Source organism: Streptomyces sp. NPDC045998 (assembly GCF_056430285.1).
The window spans coordinates 85,561-103,481 of record NZ_JBWKLJ010000007.1 but is presented as its reverse complement, the minus strand read 5'-3'; the positions used below and the strand labels follow the sequence as shown (position 1 = coordinate 103,481).

Annotated in this window: 17 protein-coding genes; 9 read left to right on the top strand and 8 right to left on the bottom strand. The window is 71.8% G+C overall.

The genetic code is table 11. The features are described from left to right. Positions 1-167: 167 nt before the first annotated feature. From AC07FJ_RS21425 to AC07FJ_RS21415, 3 genes are all read right to left on the bottom strand, one after another. Positions 168-1,814, bottom strand: a complete 1,647-nt coding sequence (locus AC07FJ_RS21425; protein ID WP_479050949.1) for an alpha/beta hydrolase — start codon at positions 1,812-1,814, stop codon at positions 168-170. A 115-nt stretch (positions 1,815-1,929) separates the two neighbouring features. After that, the gene (locus tag AC07FJ_RS21420) at positions 1,930-3,267 is read right to left on the bottom strand and encodes a sensor histidine kinase (RefSeq protein ID WP_479050948.1); all 1,338 of its coding nucleotides are present in this window, start codon (positions 3,265-3,267) and stop codon (positions 1,930-1,932) included. Further along, complete coding sequence (locus AC07FJ_RS21415; protein WP_479051243.1) at positions 3,264-3,944, bottom strand: winged helix-turn-helix domain-containing protein; 681 nt, start codon at positions 3,942-3,944, stop codon at positions 3,264-3,266. The genes AC07FJ_RS21420 and AC07FJ_RS21415 overlap by 4 nt, the downstream gene beginning before the upstream one ends. 307 nt (positions 3,945-4,251) lie before the next feature. Between AC07FJ_RS21415 and AC07FJ_RS21410 the strand changes: the two genes are divergently transcribed. Both AC07FJ_RS21410 and AC07FJ_RS21405 read left to right on the top strand, forming a co-directional pair. Beyond that, positions 4,252-4,917 carry a response regulator gene (locus AC07FJ_RS21410; RefSeq protein ID WP_479050947.1) on the top strand — a complete coding sequence of 222 codons (666 nt, stop codon included), beginning with the start codon at positions 4,252-4,254 and terminating at the stop codon, positions 4,915-4,917. A gap of 143 nt (positions 4,918-5,060) precedes the next feature. Further along, positions 5,061-6,155, top strand: coding sequence for a sensor histidine kinase (locus tag AC07FJ_RS21405; RefSeq protein ID WP_479050946.1), 1,095 nt, complete (start codon positions 5,061-5,063; stop codon positions 6,153-6,155). 73 nt (positions 6,156-6,228) lie between these two features. Here AC07FJ_RS21405 and AC07FJ_RS21400 read toward each other — a convergent pair whose 3' ends face one another. The 3 genes from AC07FJ_RS21400 to AC07FJ_RS21390 form a co-directional block, all read right to left on the bottom strand. Beyond that, positions 6,229-6,456 (bottom strand): DUF2283 domain-containing protein, encoded by a 228-nt coding sequence (locus AC07FJ_RS21400; RefSeq protein ID WP_479050945.1) that lies wholly within the window; start codon positions 6,454-6,456, stop codon positions 6,229-6,231. 302 nt (positions 6,457-6,758) lie between these two features. Then, the gene (locus tag AC07FJ_RS21395; protein ID WP_479050944.1) at positions 6,759-6,902 is read right to left on the bottom strand and encodes a hypothetical protein; all 144 of its coding nucleotides are present in this window, start codon (positions 6,900-6,902) and stop codon (positions 6,759-6,761) included. 31 nt (positions 6,903-6,933) lie between these two features. After that, positions 6,934-7,263 carry a hypothetical protein gene (locus tag AC07FJ_RS21390; RefSeq protein ID WP_479050943.1) on the bottom strand — a complete coding sequence of 110 codons (330 nt, stop codon included), beginning with the start codon at positions 7,261-7,263 and terminating at the stop codon, positions 6,934-6,936. 437 nt (positions 7,264-7,700) lie between these two features. Between AC07FJ_RS21390 and AC07FJ_RS21385 the strand changes: the two genes are divergently transcribed. Both AC07FJ_RS21385 and AC07FJ_RS21380 read left to right on the top strand, forming a co-directional pair. Then, on the top strand, positions 7,701-8,582 hold the full coding sequence (locus AC07FJ_RS21385) for a DUF72 domain-containing protein (protein ID WP_479050942.1): 882 nt from the start codon (positions 7,701-7,703) through the stop codon (positions 8,580-8,582). A 32-nt stretch (positions 8,583-8,614) separates the two neighbouring features. Beyond that, the gene (locus AC07FJ_RS21380) at positions 8,615-8,761 is read left to right on the top strand and encodes a hypothetical protein (protein WP_479050941.1); all 147 of its coding nucleotides are present in this window, start codon (positions 8,615-8,617) and stop codon (positions 8,759-8,761) included. Positions 8,762-9,153: 392 nt separating this feature from the next. On the opposite strand, the gene AC07FJ_RS21375 is transcribed toward AC07FJ_RS21380, so the two are convergent. Beyond that, positions 9,154-9,738, bottom strand: coding sequence for a CchlQ (locus tag AC07FJ_RS21375; RefSeq protein WP_479050940.1), 585 nt, complete (start codon positions 9,736-9,738; stop codon positions 9,154-9,156). Positions 9,739-10,233: 495 nt separating this feature from the next. Here AC07FJ_RS21375 and AC07FJ_RS21370 point away from each other — a divergent pair, with 495 nt between their 5' ends. After that, a complete protein-coding gene (locus tag AC07FJ_RS21370) occupies positions 10,234-10,941 on the top strand; it encodes a hypothetical protein (protein ID WP_479050939.1) in 708 nt (235 codons plus the stop codon). Between the two features lie 224 nt (positions 10,942-11,165). Here AC07FJ_RS21370 and AC07FJ_RS21365 read toward each other — a convergent pair whose 3' ends face one another. Further along, positions 11,166-12,782, bottom strand: a complete 1,617-nt coding sequence (locus AC07FJ_RS21365; protein WP_479050938.1) for an alpha/beta hydrolase — start codon at positions 12,780-12,782, stop codon at positions 11,166-11,168. Positions 12,783-13,291: 509 nt separating this feature from the next. Between AC07FJ_RS21365 and AC07FJ_RS21360 the strand changes: the two genes are divergently transcribed. The 4 genes from AC07FJ_RS21360 (at position 13,292) to AC07FJ_RS21345 (ending at position 17,879) form a co-directional block, all read left to right on the top strand. Further along, positions 13,292-14,641, top strand: coding sequence for an MFS transporter (locus AC07FJ_RS21360; RefSeq protein ID WP_479050937.1), 1,350 nt, complete (start codon positions 13,292-13,294; stop codon positions 14,639-14,641). A gap of 92 nt (positions 14,642-14,733) precedes the next feature. Continuing rightward, positions 14,734-15,882 (top strand): aKG-HExxH-type peptide beta-hydroxylase, encoded by a 1,149-nt coding sequence (locus tag AC07FJ_RS21355; RefSeq protein WP_479050936.1) that lies wholly within the window; start codon positions 14,734-14,736, stop codon positions 15,880-15,882. A 176-nt stretch (positions 15,883-16,058) separates the two neighbouring features. Beyond that, positions 16,059-16,805: a phytanoyl-CoA dioxygenase family protein gene (locus tag AC07FJ_RS21350; RefSeq protein ID WP_479050935.1), complete on the top strand. Its 747-nt coding sequence runs from the start codon at positions 16,059-16,061 to the stop codon at positions 16,803-16,805. A 54-nt stretch (positions 16,806-16,859) separates the two neighbouring features. Continuing rightward, positions 16,860-17,879, top strand: a complete 1,020-nt coding sequence (locus AC07FJ_RS21345) for a radical SAM protein (protein ID WP_479050934.1) — start codon at positions 16,860-16,862, stop codon at positions 17,877-17,879. The last annotated feature ends 42 nt before the right edge of the window (positions 17,880-17,921 follow it).

The following is a 17,921-nucleotide window of genomic DNA, read 5'->3' as shown; positions in this document are numbered from 1 at the left end:
CGGCAGCGCTAGATGGTTGGCACTGGCGGCGGCAGCACTCCGGCCACGCGGCCAGGCAGGGGCTGTGGGAGGTGCACTACGACCCCTATGACCTCTCCCGCGTGTTCCTCCGCACAATCGGCGGCTGGATCGTCACCTTCACCCAGGCGGGAATCTGGGGGCCGTCATCAGCAGGTGGTGCCGGGCGCCACCTTCTTCAGTCGGAGGAGGTAGTCGTCGACGGCGTTCGTGACGCAGGCGTTGGCGCGGCCGTAAGCGAGGTGCCCCAGGCCCTCGTATGTCAGCAGCATGCCGCCGGGGAACTGGCCGGCCAGGCTCACGGCCTCCTCGTACGGGGTGGCCGGGTCGCCGGTGGTTCCCACCACCAGTACCGGTGGCACGCCGTCGGCCTTGACCTTGTGCGGCTTCATCGTGCCTGTGGGCCATCCCTTGCAGGTGAGGGCGGTGGTCACCGCCGAAGTGCCGTAGACGCCGGCGGCCTTGTCGGCGGGTTCGAGGGCGTCCCAGTACGGCTTGTCGTCGTTCGGGTGGGGTGTGTCAAGGCAGTTGACGGCCTGGAGCACAGCCTCGCTGTTGTCGGCGGGCACGTCGCTGTCGTCGGCTGATTCGTCGGCTGCCTCGTCGGATCCGGCGGACCCGTCGGATCCGGCGGACCCGTCGTCGGGTGCGGACGGCTCGGAGTCCTCCGTTTCCGGGGGCGGGTCCTCCGCCAAGGCGGCCATTTTCGTCCCGTCCCCGTTGGCCGCGTCCCGCAGCGCCTCGGAGAGGGCCTGCCACTGGTCCTCGGGGGTGTACATCGACTCCGTGATGGCGTTGAGCAGCATGGTGCTGTCGAGTCCGTACTCATCGCCGTCGACCGGGAGCGGCCGGCGCTCGGTCCGCTCGTACAGGCCGTCGATGAGAGCGGATATCTCCTCGGGGGTGGTGCCGGGGCAGCTGTCCCCGGCGATGTCCGCGCAGTGCGTGGCGTAGTCGTCGACGGCCCGCCGGAACCCGACCGCCTGGCTCGTCGTGCGTTCGGCCCAGTCCAGTGAGGGGTCCACCGCTCCGTCCAGAACCAGGGCGCGCACCCTGTGCGGGAACTGCTCGGCGTAGGACGTGCCCAGGCTCGTGCCGTACGACCAGCCGATGTACGTGAGCTTCCGGTCGCCGAGGGCGGCGCGCAGCACGTCCATGTCCCTGGCGGCGTCCGGCGTACCGACGTGCCGCAGGAGCGGGCCGCTGCCCTTCCGGCAGGCCTCGGCCATCGCCCGCGCCTCGGCCAGCGCCCTCTCACGGTCGGTCTCGGTCCTCGGATAGAGCGGCTGCTCCGCCGGCGTGGTGTCCTCGGTGTCCTCGTCGCCACACGTCAGGGCGGGTGAGCTCTCCCCGACGCCGCGCGGGTCGAAGGAGACGATGTCGAAGCGGTCGCGCACCTTCTTGCTGATCGACTCGGCCGTACCGTCCTTGAGGGACCGCACACCGGGTTCGCCGGGCCCGCCCGGGTTGTAGACGAGGGAGCCGATGCGCCGGCCCGGATCCGCGCTGACGGCCTTCGCCACCGGCAGGACGAACGTCTTGCCGTTGCCGGGGTTCGCGTAGTCCATGGGGACGGTGAGGTCCGCGCACTGGAAGTCCCCGCAGGCGGACCACGTGAGCTTCTGGCTGTAGAAGGACGTGAGCTCCGGGCGGGTGGCGGGGTCGGCGGGAGCGGCCGATGTCCTCGGCCGCTCCGGGGCATGCCGCGCACCCGTGGCCGTGCAGGCGGCGAGGGACGCCGAGCCGAGGACGGCCAAGGCGAGGACGAGGGCGTGACGGCGGGTTGCGCGATTCAACGGGGGGCTCCCATGGTCGGTTCACGGGAAGCATCACGGGACGATGCTGAGGTTTTGATGAGGCACCGGCCACCGGCCACCGGTCCGCTCGCGGGCCCGGCCCGCGCCCCGGGGGTCAGCTCCGCGTCGGCAGGCGCAGCACGAAACGGGCACCGCCGCGTGCGCCCCGGGCGGCGGTGAGGGTTCCGCCGTGGGCGTGGGCGACCCACGAGGCGATGGACAGGCCGAGTCCGGTGGACCCCGTTCCGCTGCGGAAACGTTCGAACAGGGCGCCCGCCACCTCGGGGGGCAGGCCGGGCCCCGCGTCGTCGACCGTCACGGTGCCGTCCCGTGCGACGGTGACGCGGACGTCCGCCGGCTCGCCCGGCGCATGGCCGTGGGCGAGGGCGTTGCCCAGGAGGTTGGAGACGGCCCGGCGGACGAGGTCGGGGTCGGCGACCACGACCGTCTCCTCCGCGTCGACCGTGACCCGGTGCCCCCGCGTCGGCGCGTCCTCGACAACCGCCTCCACCAACTGGTCCAGGCGCAGCGGCCCGCGCGCCAGGATCGCCGTACCGGACATCAGCCGGGCCCGGGTCAGCAGCCCGTCGACGAGCCGGCCCATGCTCTCCGCCAGCCGCAGGGTCCTCCGGTGCACCTCGGCACTGTCCGTCTCCCCGCGCAGCGCGGTCTCCGCGAGCGTCCGCAGCGACGCGGCCGGGGTCCGCAGATCGTGCGCGGCGTCGGCGAGAAACGCCTCCTGCTGCCCCAGCGCGGCCAGCGCGGGCCGGATCGCCCGTCCGGACAACAGGTGCCCGACCGCGGCCGACAGCAGCACCAGTACGGCGCAGCCGCCCGTCACCACCCAGGTCAGCCCGCGGTGGTCGGCCCGCTGTGCGGTCGTCTCGGCCAGGGTCACCAGGGCGCCCTCCGCCTGCTCGTCTTCGGCCGCGTCCGGCGGGTAGTACGGCAGGGCGAACACCCGCACCGGCGTGCCGTCGCCCGCCCGCCGGTCGAAGGCTCTCGACTCGCCCGCGCGTACGGCCGCGTACGCCGCTTCCCGTACGACCGGGGGACTCACCGGCAGACAGGGGCGGCGCGGGGCGTGCGCGACCACCAGGTCGGGGTCCGTGTCGGACGGCTCGGCGTCGGGCGACTCCCCGGCGGACGGCACCGTGAGTACGAAGAGCGGAGGGCACGCGGTACCCATCGTGTCGACGAGCACGGTGGTGTCCACCCGGCCGTCCTCGGTGGTGTCCAGCAGGCCCAGGGCCCAACTCGTATCCGCATCCATCGACTGGTCGACCTGCTCGCGCCACCGCACACCGTCGCTGCGCACCGCGAAGACGGCCATCGCGACGAGCCCCACGGCGCTGGTGCACGCGAACAACGCGGTGATCCTGCGACGCAGCCGCTTGACCCGCGCCGTGGGCGTGAGCGTCCGGGAGCGGCGCCGGACGAGGGCTCTGCTCATTCCGCTTCGCCGACCGCGCGTTCCTCGGCCACCAGCCGGTACCCGACCCCCCGTACGGTCCTGATCAGCGGTGGGTCTCCCAGTTTGCGGCGCAGCTGGGAGATCAGGACCTCCAGGACGTTCGACTGCGGCTCCGCCATCTCGTCCCAGCAGCTCTCGATCAGCTCCGCGCGGGACACCGCCTGGTCGGCCCGCGCCACCAGCACTTCGAGGACGGCGAACTCCCGGTGGGTGAGAGTGAGCAGCACCCCGCCCCGGCGGACATGCCTGCGGGCGGTGTCGACCTCCACGTCGCCCAGCCGGTGCACGGGCGGGCGGACCACCGCGGCGCGGCGGCACAGACTGCCCACCCGCGCGACCAGTTCCGGCACGGCGAAGGGCTTCACGAGGTAGTCGTCCCCGCCACTGGCGAAACCTTCCACCCGGTCGGCGACGGTGTCACGCGCGGTGAGGAACAGCACCGGCACCGTCCGGCCGCCCCGGCGCAGCCCGTCCACGTACGCGGCGGCGTCACCGGAGGGGAGCATCCGGTCGAAGACCGCGCAGTCGTAGGCGGTGACGAACAAGGCCTCGTCGGCCTGGGGCAGGTCGGCCGTCTCATCGACGGCGAAACCCGCGGCCCGCAGGGCGGCGGCCACCCCGAAACGGAGGTTCTCGTCGTCCTCGACCAGCAGCACCCGCACGCGGCTCACCCTATCCTGGGCGCCGCCGCGCCGTGCTGGTCCGCACCGATAGCGGGATGGTGCAGTTCGGGCCGCCATGTGCCGTCGTCGACGAAGAGCGGGAACGCCCGGCGGTCAGTGCGGGAGCGTGCAGCGGGTCGCCGTCGCAGTCGCCGACGCCATCGCCGGCGCCGGCGATGGCGATGGCGACCGGGCGGGTGTGCGGCGCGGTGCGCGAGCGCGGGGGCGGGCCGGAAAGCGGCTGGCGCCAGGTGGCGTACTCTTCGGTAACTCATGTCGCGCCGAGTGAAGGAGCACGAGGGTGATTCGGGTCGTCGTCGTGGATGACGAGCCGCTGGTCCGATCGGGGCTGCATGCGATCTTGGGCTCGGCCGCGGACATCAGCGTGGTCGCGGGCTGCGGCGGCGCCGAGGCCGTCGAGGCGGTCCGGTGTCACGCTCCGGATGTCCTCCTCCTCGACATCCGTATGCCGGACGTGGACGGGCTCACCGTACTGCGGCGCGTCACGTCCATGGCGTCCGCTCCGGCCGTGGCGATGCTGACCACGTTCGACGCGGGTGAGTACGTCGACGACGCCTTGCGGGCGGGGGCGGCGGGTTTACTGATGAAGAACGCCTCTCCCGACCAGTTGGTGCACGCGGTGCGCGTTCTGGCCGGCGGCGGCAAGATCCTGGCTCCGGAGGCCGCGGGACCGGTGATCGGCGCATACCTGTCCATGGGCCGTGAGCAGGACGCGGCCGGGCAGGTCGGGCTGCTGACCGAACGGGAGCGCCACGTGCTGGCGCTGGTGGGCCACGGCCTGTCGAACCGGGACATCGCCCGGCGGCTGCACCTGGCCCACGGCACGGTCAAGGACCACGTCAGCTCGCTGCTCGCGAAGCTGGGCGGCATCAACCGGGTCCAGGCGGCCGTCGTCGCCGACCGTGCGGGCATGATCGGCTCGGCCGGACGTGGGCACGGCCGGTGAACACCGTCCTGACGGCCTTGACGCGGCGGTCGGCCCGACGTCGTATCACCGGGCGGCCGGGCCCCGTCGAACGGGCCAGTTGTGGGACGGAGCCGCACACGCCCGTCTCCCCTTGGCGCTCCCGCGCCGTAAGGCTGCGGCGGATGGGAACGGCGGTCCTTCCGGTGGCCGTCGGTACCGTCGACGGGCTGGTGGTCAACGGCCCCGGCGCCACCGGACCCGGCCTGTGGGTCGCCCTGATTGCCGCAGCCGCTCTCGTCGTACGGCGGCGTCTGCCCGAGGTGGCGTTGGCCGCCGGCCTGCCGGGGCTGTATCTCGGTTTCATCGCCTTCGCGCCGCTCATCGCCCTGTACTGCCTGGCGGTCCGGCGCCCCGGCGCCGTCACCGCCGGCATCGGGGCGACACTGGTCGCGCTGGGGCAGTTCCTGCCGTACCCGCTCGGCCAGGTGACCCAGCTCCAGCTGGACCACGACACCGTGCTCCTCGCTCTGGATTCCTGTGCCTTGGGCGTCGGGGCCGTCGTACTGGGCCGATCGACACGGCTCCGGCACGACCGGCTGCGGGAGATGACCGAAAGCCGGGAACGCGAGCACCGGCTGCTGGCGGAACACACACTGGCCACCGAGCGGGCCCGCCTGGCCAGGGAGATGCACGACGTCGTCGCCCACAAGGTCAGCCTCATCAGCCTGCAGGCAGGAGTACTGCAGGTCAGTGAACCGGACGCGGCCACGGTTCGGCAGACCGCCACGGTGATCCGCGAGCTGTCGGTGACCACCTTGACGGAGCTGCAGCACCTGGTGGGGGTGCTGCGCGCCGCGGGCGGCACCACCCACGCACTCGCCCCCCAGCCGCGCCTCGCCGACCTGGCCACACTGATACGGGACAGCGCCCTGCCTGTCACCCTGCACCTCGGGGACGTGCCCGATGGCCTGCCGGAACCTGTCGAGCGTGCCGCCTATCGCACGGTCCAGGAAGCACTCACCAACGTGCGCAAGCACGCCCCCGGCGCCGACGTCGACGTATACGTACAGGCCGACGCCCACGGCCTGAGCGTCGAAGTGCGCAATACCGCCGCCACCCCGACCGCTGAACTCCAGGACCTTCCCGTCGGCGGACACGGTCTGGTCGGCCTCCGGGAACGGGCCCACCTGCTCGGCGGCTCGTTCTCCTCCGACCCCCTGCCCTGCCGCGGCTTCCGCGTCCGGGCCCACTTTCCCGTGACGGGCGAGGCACGGTGAGAACTCCCCTGGCATGACCGTGGGGCGGTACGGCGAACCGCCCCACGACACCACCAGACACCGGCACACCCCCCTAGTAGGGGTCGGAGGCGGCCTGTGTGAGGAGTTCCGGGGTGAGGCCGCCACGGGCGCCGATGACCTCGATGCCCAGCAGGCGCCCCGCCTCTTCGAAGTCGAGGGTCAGTTCGGCTTGCTCTCCCGGCGCGTCGACCGTGATCTGCCGGACGGCGGCGCTATCCGGAATGTCCGGGACAAGGGAGATGTACGCGGTGTCGTTCTTCCGGTCGTACTCGATGTGCACTCTTCGGCTCCCGGAGAGGCGGGGTCGGACAGGTGGACGGAGACGACGTTTCCGGCCTTTGGGCGACGCCCCCAGATCTGTCCTGCGACAGCTTGGGCGGGCAGCCCGCCAGGCCGCGAGGGGCTGGCGGCCCAGGCGGTGAGCGAGTCGGAGTGCTGCATCATGCGCGCTCGCGCGACCACGTGCGTGTCTGCAGGCCACATGATCCAGACCAGTGGCTGCTCGACGACTCTGCATCGGGGGAGGGGCCCCGTTGGGCAGCGGTCTACCGCCCAACGGGGTGAGAGGCCCTCCGTGCGGTCTCAGCCCTCCCGGGTATGGCCCAGCTTGCCCAGAATATAGACCATAACTCCTGCCGAAACGGCCGTGAAAACGAGCTCTCCCCACAGCGGTTCAATGAGGAACTTATTGACCGCGGCCAGGATCACGAACCATACGGCGAACACGAAGAGTTTCTGAAGCACCATTACCTCGGGCCTAGTTGATCAGGGAGGAGAGGCAGGCTGCCGCGCCTGCCCCGACCGTATTGACTGCGATTTCCCGTGCAGCCTTTTTGTTCACCTTACCCACGATCAGGGCGGCCGCGCTGCCGACCCCTGCCCTCAGCAGGCAGTTCTTGGCTGCCTTGGTCATGGGCCTGCCCTTGAGCGCGTTGCAGTACTTCGCCCTCTCCTTGCCCGTCTTGCTCTTGTCGAAATAGCAGTTGGCGACGTTGTGTTCCTGGATGACGTCCACGGCGTGGGCCGAGGGAGCGACGCCGAGGGAAAGCGTCGCCAGCACTACCGCGGTGACAATCTTGTTCTTCACTCTGTTCCTTGCGCATATGAGGTCGAGGAGACTCCCCGTACCGGCGGCCTGATGAGGCCCAGAAGGAACAATGTCCCCGGCCCGGTGAATGCACCACCCGTCGGCAGGCGGGGACTTCATCCGCCATGCGGCGTGCCCACCCCCGCCGGTCGGCGGGGTCTTGCGCCCGCACGGGTAAGGGTCGGGAAGCGCGGTAATGAGGTGGGAAAGCCGGTGCACATCAGCGTTCCCGCTCCGGCCCGGCCGCCTCGCGTGGGTTCGCAGTGCTGCACAGCGGCGGCGAACGTGTCACAAGGGGCGTCACCGCGCCCTGAGCAGGAACATTGGCAGGGCAAACGTTGCCTGATGTGGCACAAGTAACGATGTCTCATTGAGCCCGGGCGGAGGACGAAGCGACGGAGAGGGGCGGAAGCGTCGTGCCGGGGTAGGCGGGCCGTATGGGTGAGATCCTGATCGGTACATGTTCCTGGACGGACAAGGCACTTGTGTCCAGCGGGTGGTACCCGCCGGGACGGCGGGACCCGGAGGGTCGGCTGCGGCACTACGCCGAGCACTTTCCCGTGGTGGAGGTGGACGCCACCTACTACGCGCTGCCCAGCACGCGCAACAGCCTCCTGTGGGCCGAACGGACCCCGCCCGGCTTCCGCTTCGACGTCAAGGCGTTCTCCCTCCTCACCGGCCACCCCACCCGCGACGCCGCCCTGCCCGCCGATCTGCGCGGCCGGCCCCGTACCACCGGCGACACCGGACTTCTCGACGAGATCTGGCACCGTTTCAGCGACGCCCTCCGGCCGCTGCGGAACGCCGGCCGCCTCGGCACGCTGCTGTTCCAGTTCCCGCCCTGGTTCGCCCCCGGCGCGCGGTCCGAGGCCGCCCTCCGGCACACCCGCCTGCGCACCGGCGACTGGCCCGTGGCCGTCGAGTTCCGGCACCCCGACTGGTGGCGGGACGAGCACCGGGCCCGTACCACCGCCCTGCTGAGGGAGCTGGACGCCGCCGCTGTGGCCGTGGACACGCCACAGGGACTGCCCACCTCGATACCGCCGGTCACCCCGGTCGCCTCCACCGACCTCGCGGTGGTGCGCTTCCACGGGCGCAGCCCCGAGTGGGGCAGGGGCAGCAAGGAGGACCGCTTCCGCCACGCGTACGCGGAGGACGAGCTGCGGGAGTGGCGGCCGCGTCTGCGTGCCCTCGCCGACCGGGTCACGCACCTGCACGTCCTGTTCAACAACTGCTGCGCCGACGCAGCCGTACGCGCCGCCGCGTCCATGCAGGGCCTCTTGAGCCCGTGCGGACATCCGTCGGACGTGTCCGGGTAGGAGAGTGGTAGACACAGACTTCAGGAGGTGCCATGTCCGGACTGATGACACGCATCCAGCGGTTCGTCCGCAGCCCGCAGGGGCAGCGGGCCGTCGCCTCGGCGCGCCGCGCCGCCGCCGACCCGCGCAATCGCTCCCGGGCCCGGCAGCTGCTCGCCCGGCTGCGCGGGCGCCGGTGACGGGGTAGGGGCTGAGGGCGTACCCGCGGCGGGCGTCGGGACGGCGGTGATGATGCGCACGGAGGCGGTTCGAGTGGCGTGAACGGCTCGAGTGGCGCCAAGGAGCTCTCTCTCACGGCCGTCGCCGACGACGGCACCGCCTACGGCGTGGCCGGCGAGGACGCGCCGCTGACCCGTCTCCGTCTCCGTCTTCGCCGCCACGGGCACCGCCACGCCCTTGCCGGAGGCGACGATCACGCCGAAGACCATGGCCAACGGCGCGGGCGTGTTCGTCACGCACGCGGGGACGGACACCATGCGTCTGATCGTCCTCAAGCTGAAGAGCTGAGGGTGCCAGGAGTCGTACGGGTGTCGGTACGGTGGCAGGGCGGAGCCCTTCGCCGCCGCGGCCTTCAGCGTGCCGACGCCCGCTTGGCCCCGGCTGCGCCACCCGCGCCGCCTGAGCCCCCTGCGCCGCACAGCGAGCAGCGTTCCCTGCCGTCCCAGTCGGCCCAGCCGAAGACGCCCGGCGACAGGGAGCGGCCCTCCAACTCGTCCCGCACCGCGACCCGGTAGTCCCACACGGACGCGATGTACGGGTGGTAGACGTCGTGGAAGGAGGGCTGGGACAGCAGGGCGCCCGCGGCGACGGCACGGCGCAAGGCGCGCAGCTGCTCGAACATCGCCTGCCCGGCGGCGGCGACCGGCGCGGCGGCGTCGATGAACAGCCGCTCCCGCACCTCGTAGATGTGCGCGTCGGCGAGGGCCGCACGGCTCGCCGCCTCCCGGTCGAGGGACGGGTCCGGGTCCTGGGCCAGCTCACGCAGCCGCGTATGGGCGGTACCCGCCGCCGAGATGAAGTCGATGTACACCTCGCGCCTCAGCGCGCCGAGCCCCCGCCCCTCCTCCTGCCGGGTACGCAGCCGGTCGGCGAGCACCGTCCCCGCTATCGCGATGACCGCGCCCCCGAGCGTCGCCACCAACGTCAACCACTCCACGCCGAGCCCCCCTCGCTCCGCCGTGCCCCCTACGGTGGCGGCACCGTAACATCCGCCGCTGGAACCGCCGGTACCGCAGGTGTCCGACGGTGTGGCCCCTGGACATCCCGCGGACGCCCCGGTCCGCGATGCGCGACGATGACCCTATGAACGGACAAGGGGGAAGCAACGAAGAGGAACCCATCGCGGACCTCGCCCGGCGGCTCGTCGCGGCGGACACCGGCGGCTGGACGCCCGACGGGGCGAGGGCCTTGGCGGCCGAGCTGGGCTGGGCCTGGGGCGGCACGCCGGAGAGTCCCGTCCTGATCACCGGCCGGGCGCCGGGGAACGCCCGGTTGCGCCCGGTGGGCCGGTTCGAGAAGTCCTACGTCGACGGGGAGTCGTACGTGGAGCTCGCGGTTCCCGTGACGACGGCCGCCCGGGAAGCCGCCGCGCAGGCCTGCCTTCCGCGCCGTCAGGAAGGAGCTGACCATCGCGCTGGGTACGCCTTCCATCATGGGCTCGCACGGCGACTTGGGGCCCTACTACGACGGCGGGCAGTTCTGGGGCGCGCCCTTCCTGCGGTGGCGCGGCAGGGAAGACACGCTGGAACTGCGCGCCGGGGCCGAGGGGCCGGAGCTGGTCCTGCAGCCCACCGGGCCGGCGGAGAACTGGTTCTGGCGTCAGGGCATCGGCGAGGAGTACGCGATCAGCGGCTTCTTCGGCAGCAATCGCGACCCGGCCAACTCCGGCCTCGGCTTCCCCGGTGGCTGGACGGCCCGGAGCTGGGAGACCGTCACCCGGACGCTGGACGGCTTCCTGGGCGCGCTGCCCGCCGAAACGACCGCACTCGGCATCAGGATCGGCATGCCGGTCTACGGCCGCACCGACCGCGGCGCGCCCATCCTGTTCAACGTGGCATGCGGCGACCGGCTGACAATCGGCTGCTTCGCCCCGGACGATGTCGATCCGGCCTCCCTCGGCTGGGGGACACTCGCCCAGCACCCCGGCACCGCGTCGGTCTACGGCGACGGCGGCCCGGTGTGGCGCGTGGACGCGGGCGGCCCCGGTGAACCGAAGGGCCGTGCGCTCGCGGAGATGCTCGTGGCGACGGCCCGGGCGGTGGGCGTGAACGATCCGTCCGACCTGATCGTCGGCCGCGAGGCCGAGGACGTGGACGGCTACCACGTCACGTACTACGGGCTGGGCCTGCCGACCGGCTGACCGTTCCCCCGGGCCGGCGCGGTGGCGTGTTCGCGGATGTCGCCGTCCCTGACGCGGCCGGCGCGGCCGGCGCGGGCGCCTTGGCGTCGGGCGGGCGCGCGAGGTGGGGTCGCCGTGACGGCGGCGGCGTCCTCGGCGCTCACCGGCGGCTACGGCTCACCGTGTCCGGCGGTGGGGGCCTTCCGCGACGGAAGGCCCCCACCCACGCCGGTGAGCGGCGTTCGTCAGCGTGCGTTCATCGCCGGGACGCCCGGAGGCGTCGGCAGCGGCAGCCGCAGACGGGCCGGCTGGTCGGAGGCGGCCGGGGTGCGGCAGGTGAGGTCCTTCGCCGGGAGCTTGCCGGTGGTCAGGTAGGCCGTGGCGGTCTTGTCGGCGCAGGACTTGGTTGTGTAGACGCCGTGGCCCTCGCCTCCCAGGACCGTCACCATGCGCGAGCCCTTCATGGCCCGGTGCAGGCCCTGACCGCTGGTCAGCGGGGTCTGGGAGTCCCATTCGTTCTGCAGGATCAGCGCGCCGACCTTGTTGTTCACCACGGTCGCGGGCTCACTGCCGTTCTTCCAGAACGCGCACGGCATGATGTTCGACGCGAAGTCGCCGTACAGCGGGTACCTGGCCTTGTCGCGGATCGCGTCGCGGCGGTACTGCTCCGGGTCGCGCGGCCACGCCCGGGTGTCGGCGCACACGACGGCCCAGAAGCTCGCGTCGCCGTTGTCCGACGGGACCTCCGCCCGGGCGAACGCCGGCGGTGCGGGGCGTTCGGGGCTCGGCGTCGCGTCGCCGTTGCGGGACGGGGCCGGCTTCTGGCCCGAGGCGGCCTTCTTCAGGTCGGCGACCCGCTCGGCGGCGTTCCGCACGTAGAAGAAGACGGCCCGCTCGGCGCGGATGTCGTCCCCGGTCATGCGCGTCCCGTCGACATCGATGGGCTTGCGGTCGGCCCGGGCGACCAGGTCCCAGTACGTCTTGCGGACCTTGGCCGGAGTGTCGCCCAGCCGGTACGTCGTGTGGCGCTTCGCGGTCCACTCGGTCCAGCGCGTGAACGCGGGCTCGGCGCCCTCGGCCCACACCTGGATCATGCCCCGCCAGGCGCGCTGGGGGTCGACGCCGCTGTCCAGCACGAACCGGTCCGCTCGCTGGGGGAACAGCTGCGTGTAGACGGCTCCGAGGTACGTTCCGTAGGAGAACCCCAGGTAGGAGATCTTCTTCTCGCCGAGCACGCCGCGGATGACGTCCATGTCGCGGGCCGTGTTGCGGGTGGTGAGGTGGGGCAGGACCGCGCCGCCCTTGGCCTGGCACTTGTCGGCGACCGTACGGGCCCACTTCACGTCCTTGGCGAACGTCGCCGCCTTGTACGGGCGCTGCCAGTTGAATTCGTCGTCCGCGAGGCCGCAGCCGACCGGGGTGCTCCGGCCGACGCCCCGCGGGTCGAAGCCGATGAGGTCGTACTGCTTCTTCACGGCCGCGGGCAGATCCGGCCCCAGGTACAGGGGCATGTCCAGGCCGGAGCCGCCCGGGCCCCCGGGGTTGAGCAGCAGCACACCGCGACGTTCCTTGGTGCTGCTCGCCTTCAGACGCGACACCGCGATGTCGATCTGCTTGCCGCCGGGACGGCTGTAGTCGAGCGGCACCTTGAGGGTCGCGCACTGCAAGGCGGCGGGGCTCTCGGCGTCACACCGCTTCCACTGCGGCTTCTGCTGCAGGTACCGCTGCAGAGGGTCCGCGGTCGCGGGACGCGAGGGCGACGCGGCGGAAGGGGTGGCGGAGGCGGTGGCGGGCGCGAGGGCGGGGATCAGGGTCGCGACGGCGCCCACGGCCAGGAGAGGGGCTATTCGTCTGCTGCGCACGATGATGCCGTTCCTTACGTAGAGGGTGGCTGTGACCCACCCACCCTCTCGGAAACGGGAGTTGGGCGAATCCGCCGCCGGACCCCCGGTGTCTCCGACCGCAGGAGTAGGGAGGGACCCGGTGAATGGTCCCCCTGAAGGAGAACGCGAACCGCCGTTTTTCCGTCCGCGGTGGCCTTCGCGGCGGATGCGGCCCCGGTCCGGGGGTGGGCAGCCGAGGCGGCACACCACCCCGCACGGGCGTCCACCGGCGTGGCACACTCGTCGCCTCAACAGGCATGAGGGGAAACGTGGGTGTGCCATCGGCAGGCACCGACCCCCTTGGCCAACCCGGGCGCGGGGCGGGCCCGGAGCGAGCATGGGGTTCGATTCGCGCGGGCGTCCTTCGCCGGAGCCGGGACAGAAGGCTGAGGGGTGCCGTACGGCGGAGCCCACGCCCGCGGGTCGCGCTCGTGGGCCGGGGCCCGAACCCATGACCGTTCCCATTGAGTAAGGGGGTTGAGCAACACATGCAGCAGCAAGCGGGGAGGAAGCCAGGACCGCTGGGGCTGCCCCGGGACTTCTGGCTGCTCTGGACCGCGGCAGCGGTCTCCGGGCTCGGCGACGGGCTCGAGCTGAGCGCCTTTCCCCTGCTGGCCAGCCACTGGACCCAGGACCCGCTGCTCGTCTCCGCGGCCGCCGCCGCGGCACAGGCACCCTGGTTGTTCCTCGGGCTGCTGGTCGGCGGACTGGTCGACCGCTGGGACCGCAAGAGCGTGCTGCTGATCGCCGACAGCTGCCGCGCCCTGCTCGTGATGGCTCTGGCGGTGGCGGTGGCACTCGGTGAAGGGAACATCTGGTTTCTGCTGGCCGTGCTCTTCGCTCTGGGGACGGCTCAGATCTTCTTCGACACCTCGGTGCAGGCGGTGATCCCGTCCGTGGTCGGCACGGGTTCGCTGGTCCGCGCCAACAGTTTTCTCCAGGGCAGTTCGACCGTCCTCGTCCAGTTCGTGGGACCGGCGGCGGGTGCCGCCCTGTTCGCGGTGGCCCAGTGGCTGCCCGCAGGCGTCGACGCCGTCAGCTACCTGCTGGGAGTGGTGCTGCTGGCAGGCGTCCGGGGCCGCTTCCGCCCATCGCGGACAGCCGCGTCGCGGACAGCCGCGTCGGCGACGGTCTCGTCGGCGACGAGGCCGTCCTTGCGGCACAGCGTCGCCGAGGGGCTGCGCTGGCTGCGCGGCGACACGGTCGTGCGAACGCTGGCCATGGCGACCGTTCTGCTGGGCATGGGGAGCGCGGCCGCCTGGGGCGTCATGGTCCTGTTCGCCCGGCAGCAGTGGCACCTCACGGGCGCCGGTTACGGCCTGCTGCTGACGGCGAGCGCCCTCGGCAGCATCGCCGGCTCTCTGGTCGCGGCCCCGCTGGCCCGCCGACTGCCACCGCGGCTGGTACTGGCGGGCTCCGCCGCCGGTTCGGCGGCGGCCTTCGCCCTGCTCACGGTCTCCCGCTCGGCCGCGTTCGCCGCGGTCCTCCTGGCCGTCAACGGGCTGTGCGTGGTGGTGTGGAACGTGGTCACGGTCTCCGAGCGGCAGGCCCGCATCCCGGACGCCCTCACCGGCCGGGTCACGGCCGCCTACCGGGTCCTCGCCTGGGGCAGCATGCCTCTCGGGGGACTTCTGGGTGGTGCGTCGGCTTCCGTCCTCGGTCTGAGCTCAGCCGTTCTACTGGCAGCCCTGCTGCTCGCTCTGGCGGCCCTGCTGGTCGGCGTGGCCCGCGGCGATGCGGACGGCCAGGAGGACCTCCATGAGGACCTCCATGAAGACCTCCACGGGGTCTGTCATGAGAAAGTAAAACGATCGTCAACGCGCAAGAACGACTGTTGACTTATCAACAGCAGCCCTTTTACGTTCTGATCGAGCGTCAGTGATCTCGAAGAGGTTGATTCCTGAGCCCGAACCTGGCCGACGGAGCGCGTGTGTCTGCTGTGATCGAAGCCCAGAACGTCTCCAAACTCCTCGCCGAGCACCCGCAATTCGGGGACGCGTCCGCCATACGAAGGCGCGCGGCCGAAGTGCTCGACTTCACGCTGGAAATCCTGTCGGACTCCTTAGCGCCGGCCGGCCCGGCCATCGCCGCCGGCGCGCTGCGCATCCGGCAGGAGCGCCTGTATTTCGACCCCGTGGTCCGGGACACGCTCGAATTGGGTCTACGGGAGCTGAAGTCGGGGCGGCTGAGCGACAACAGCGCGGTGGTCGGCCTGCTGGCCGGCCTCGGCGCCGACGCGGAGGGCCCCGAGCGGCACGTGAGCGTGTTCCGCGACGTACGGCTGCCCGCGCTCGAACTGGGCAGACCCGAGGGGTGTGATGTGCGGGTCTGGGACCCCGGTGCGGAAGCACCCGGGGCGGCCGCTCGGTTCGCCGAGCTCTGCGCCGACCAGCTGCAGCACCGTGAGGGCATCGAGGCCGCGACGGTGGTGCCGCGGCCCGAGGACCTCGAACTGCTCGACTCTGCCGGGGGACTGGCACGTCACCTCCTCGGTGAGCTGGCCGTCGGCCTGTTCCGTCACGTCGAGGTGCTGGTCCTGGTGGCCGGCCGATCGGTGTTCCGCAGCGCCTCGGACCGTGGCGCACCGGGGGCCGTCTTCCTCAGGCTGGTCCCGGGAGACCATCCGCTCACGGTGGCCGAACTGCTGGTGCACGAGTCGGTGCACCACCGGCTCTACGACCTGTACGCGTCCCGGAGCATCCTGGCGGCGGGCTATTCCGAGCGGGATGCCGAACCGGTCGTGGCGCACTGGAACCGTCCGTCCGCCTTCGACACGAACCTGTGGTCCCCGGACCGGGCGCTGGCGGCCTTCCACGTGTACGTACACCTGGCTCTTCTGTACACCCGCGCATGCCAGGCGGCGGATGAGGGCCCGGGCCCGTCCGCCGAGTGGTGGCCGCTGCCCGCGGGCGCGCCGGACCGTGCGCAGCAGTGCCGCGAGCGGGCCCGTTACCTGGGCGACCAGCTGAGGAATCGTTCCTCCGACCTGGGTCCCGACGGCCTTCGGCTCGTGGAGTGGCTGCTTGACGCACTGGACCGCACCGAAGCGGCGCTGCACCTGACGCGCGCGGCCGCCTGACACCCCCGCCGCCCGGCGCTCCACCCTCCCCGGGGCATCCAGCCGCCCGGCGCTCCACTCCCCGGGGCCTCCCGCCGCCCGGGACTCCACCGCCCCGGCCGCCGCCGGGCGGCCGGCCGCGGGGCACCTCGGGCAGCGTGCCGAGACTTCCGTAGCGAGAAAAAGGTACGTACGTCATGGGCGTGAACACGATCCCGGCCGCGGCCGTGGACCAGTACCACCACACCGGCAGCGTCACCGCGGGGCGCCTGCTGTCCGAAGAGCAGCGCGAGGAGCTGACCGCGCGACTGGACCGCGAGTACGGCCTGGTCGACGACCGCCATCTGCGTTTCGACGGCGTCTCCGCCCAGGGGCCCGGCGAACTGAAGATCTTCATCAACTGGTGGGAGCGGCAGCAGGACGTGGTGGCGGAGGCGGAGAGCCTCATCACCGCATGGGCGTCCGAGCTGCTGGGCGCGCCGGCCCGGCCGATGGGGGACGAGACCTTCATCAAGCCGCCCCGGCACGGCGCGGAGATCCAATGGCACCAGGACTTCGCCGTCTACGCCGAGTTCGACGACCGGTTCCTCACCTGCTGGATCGCTCTGGACGACGCCCTCGAAGGCAACGGCGCCATGATCTTCGCTCCGGGTACGCACCGGCGCGGGCGGTTCCGTCCTCCCCAGGTGCCCGACCGGCCCCCGGCCCCCGACGGCGAGCGTCTGACGGGAGTGGACCACCTGGCGACCCTGGGGCTGCCGGCGCTGCCCGATCCCGTCGCCCTCGGCCTGCCCACGGCGGCGCACGAAGTCCCGGCCGGACACTGCTCGTTTCACCACCCGTATCTCTGGCATCGCTCGGGCGCCAACGGCAGCCTCCACTGGAGGCGCGCGGTGGCCCGCCGCTTCTGGGCCGAGGACAGCGACCGGTTGCGGAACAGCTGAGCCACGTCACCCACGTCACCCACGTCGACGAAAGGACACCGCGTGGAAGCGGTCATGCACGAACCGGTCAAGATCTGGGTCCAGGCCACCACCCGGTGCAACATGGACTGCGTCCAGTGTTACGACGACGTGTGCTCCCCGGAGGGGAGCCCGGACGAACTGACGCTGGAGGAGCACCGGAAGCTCATCGACTACTACGTGGACAACGGCATCATGCACGTGTTCTACGAGGGCGGCGAGCCTTTCCTCCGGCCCGACTTCCTGGACGTGGTCGAGTACTCGGGCCGCCGGCTGATGACCTGGATCCGGACGAACGGAACCCTTCTGGACCAGCCCACCGTCGACCGCCTCGTCGACGCCGGCGTCAACACCGTCGTCGTCGACCTGTTCGCCGCCCGCAAGGAGACGCACGAGCGGATCACCGGGCTGCCGGGCAGCTACGACCTCACGATCGAGGCCATCAAGCGGCTGGTGGACAGCCCCATCAAGGTCATCATGGCGTGCATCGTCAACCGGTGGTCCGCGCCGGAGCTGCAGGAGTACACCGAGCTGGCCTCCTCGCTGGGGGTGCCGCGCGTCGGCTGCCTGCGCCTGTACCCCCTCGGCCGGGCCAAGCGGAACTGGTCGCAGCTGTCCATGCCGCTGTCGGAGATGACCGCCGCCATCGAGGCCGTCCAGCCGCCGGACGACGTCTTCTTCATGAAGTCGTGGCACCCCAAGAACGCCAACTGCTGCTGGCAGTCCATCGCCCTCGACGCGAGCGGCACCGCCATCGGCTGCCCGTACCTGCGGGGGCTCGTGGACTTCGGCAGCGTCCGCGAGGTGCCGCTCCTCAAGACGTGGGACGACCCGCTGCACCGGCAGCTCCGCGACGCCACCGGGCCCGGCGGATGCGACGGCTGCTACGAGACGTCCAAGACCCGGGGCGGCTGCCGCAGCACCGCCTACGCCTTCACCGGTCGCTGGGACGGCCAGGACCCGTTCTGTTCGGAGATGAACAACGGCACCGACCTCACCCACCTTCCCGAGGAATACCTGCGCCGCACCCTTCCCGTGTACCGAGCGGCCCGATAGGCGGACCCACGAGAAACCCCGGGAAAAGGCCCGAAAGGCGCT

What these genes read in the sequence shown, in the direction of transcription:
- AC07FJ_RS21370 (WP_479050939.1), top strand. Translation starts at nt 10,234, where the DNA reads ATGGGCTCGCACGGCGACTTGGGGCCCTACTACGACGGCGGGCAGTTC.
- AC07FJ_RS21360 (WP_479050937.1), top strand. Translation starts at nt 13,292, where the DNA reads ATGCAGCAGCAAGCGGGGAGGAAGCCAGGACCGCTGGGGCTGCCCCGG.
- AC07FJ_RS21385 (WP_479050942.1), top strand. Translation starts at nt 7,701, where the DNA reads ATGGGTGAGATCCTGATCGGTACATGTTCCTGGACGGACAAGGCACTT.
- AC07FJ_RS21345 (WP_479050934.1), top strand. Translation starts at nt 16,860, where the DNA reads ATGCACGAACCGGTCAAGATCTGGGTCCAGGCCACCACCCGGTGCAAC.
- AC07FJ_RS21350 (WP_479050935.1), top strand. Translation starts at nt 16,059, where the DNA reads ATGGGCGTGAACACGATCCCGGCCGCGGCCGTGGACCAGTACCACCAC.
- AC07FJ_RS21420 (WP_479050948.1), bottom strand. Translation starts at nt 3,267, where the DNA reads ATGAGCAGAGCCCTCGTCCGGCGCCGCTCCCGGACGCTCACGCCCACG.
- AC07FJ_RS21405 (WP_479050946.1), top strand. Translation starts at nt 5,061, where the DNA reads ATGGGAACGGCGGTCCTTCCGGTGGCCGTCGGTACCGTCGACGGGCTG.
- AC07FJ_RS21380 (WP_479050941.1), top strand. Translation starts at nt 8,615, where the DNA reads ATGTCCGGACTGATGACACGCATCCAGCGGTTCGTCCGCAGCCCGCAG.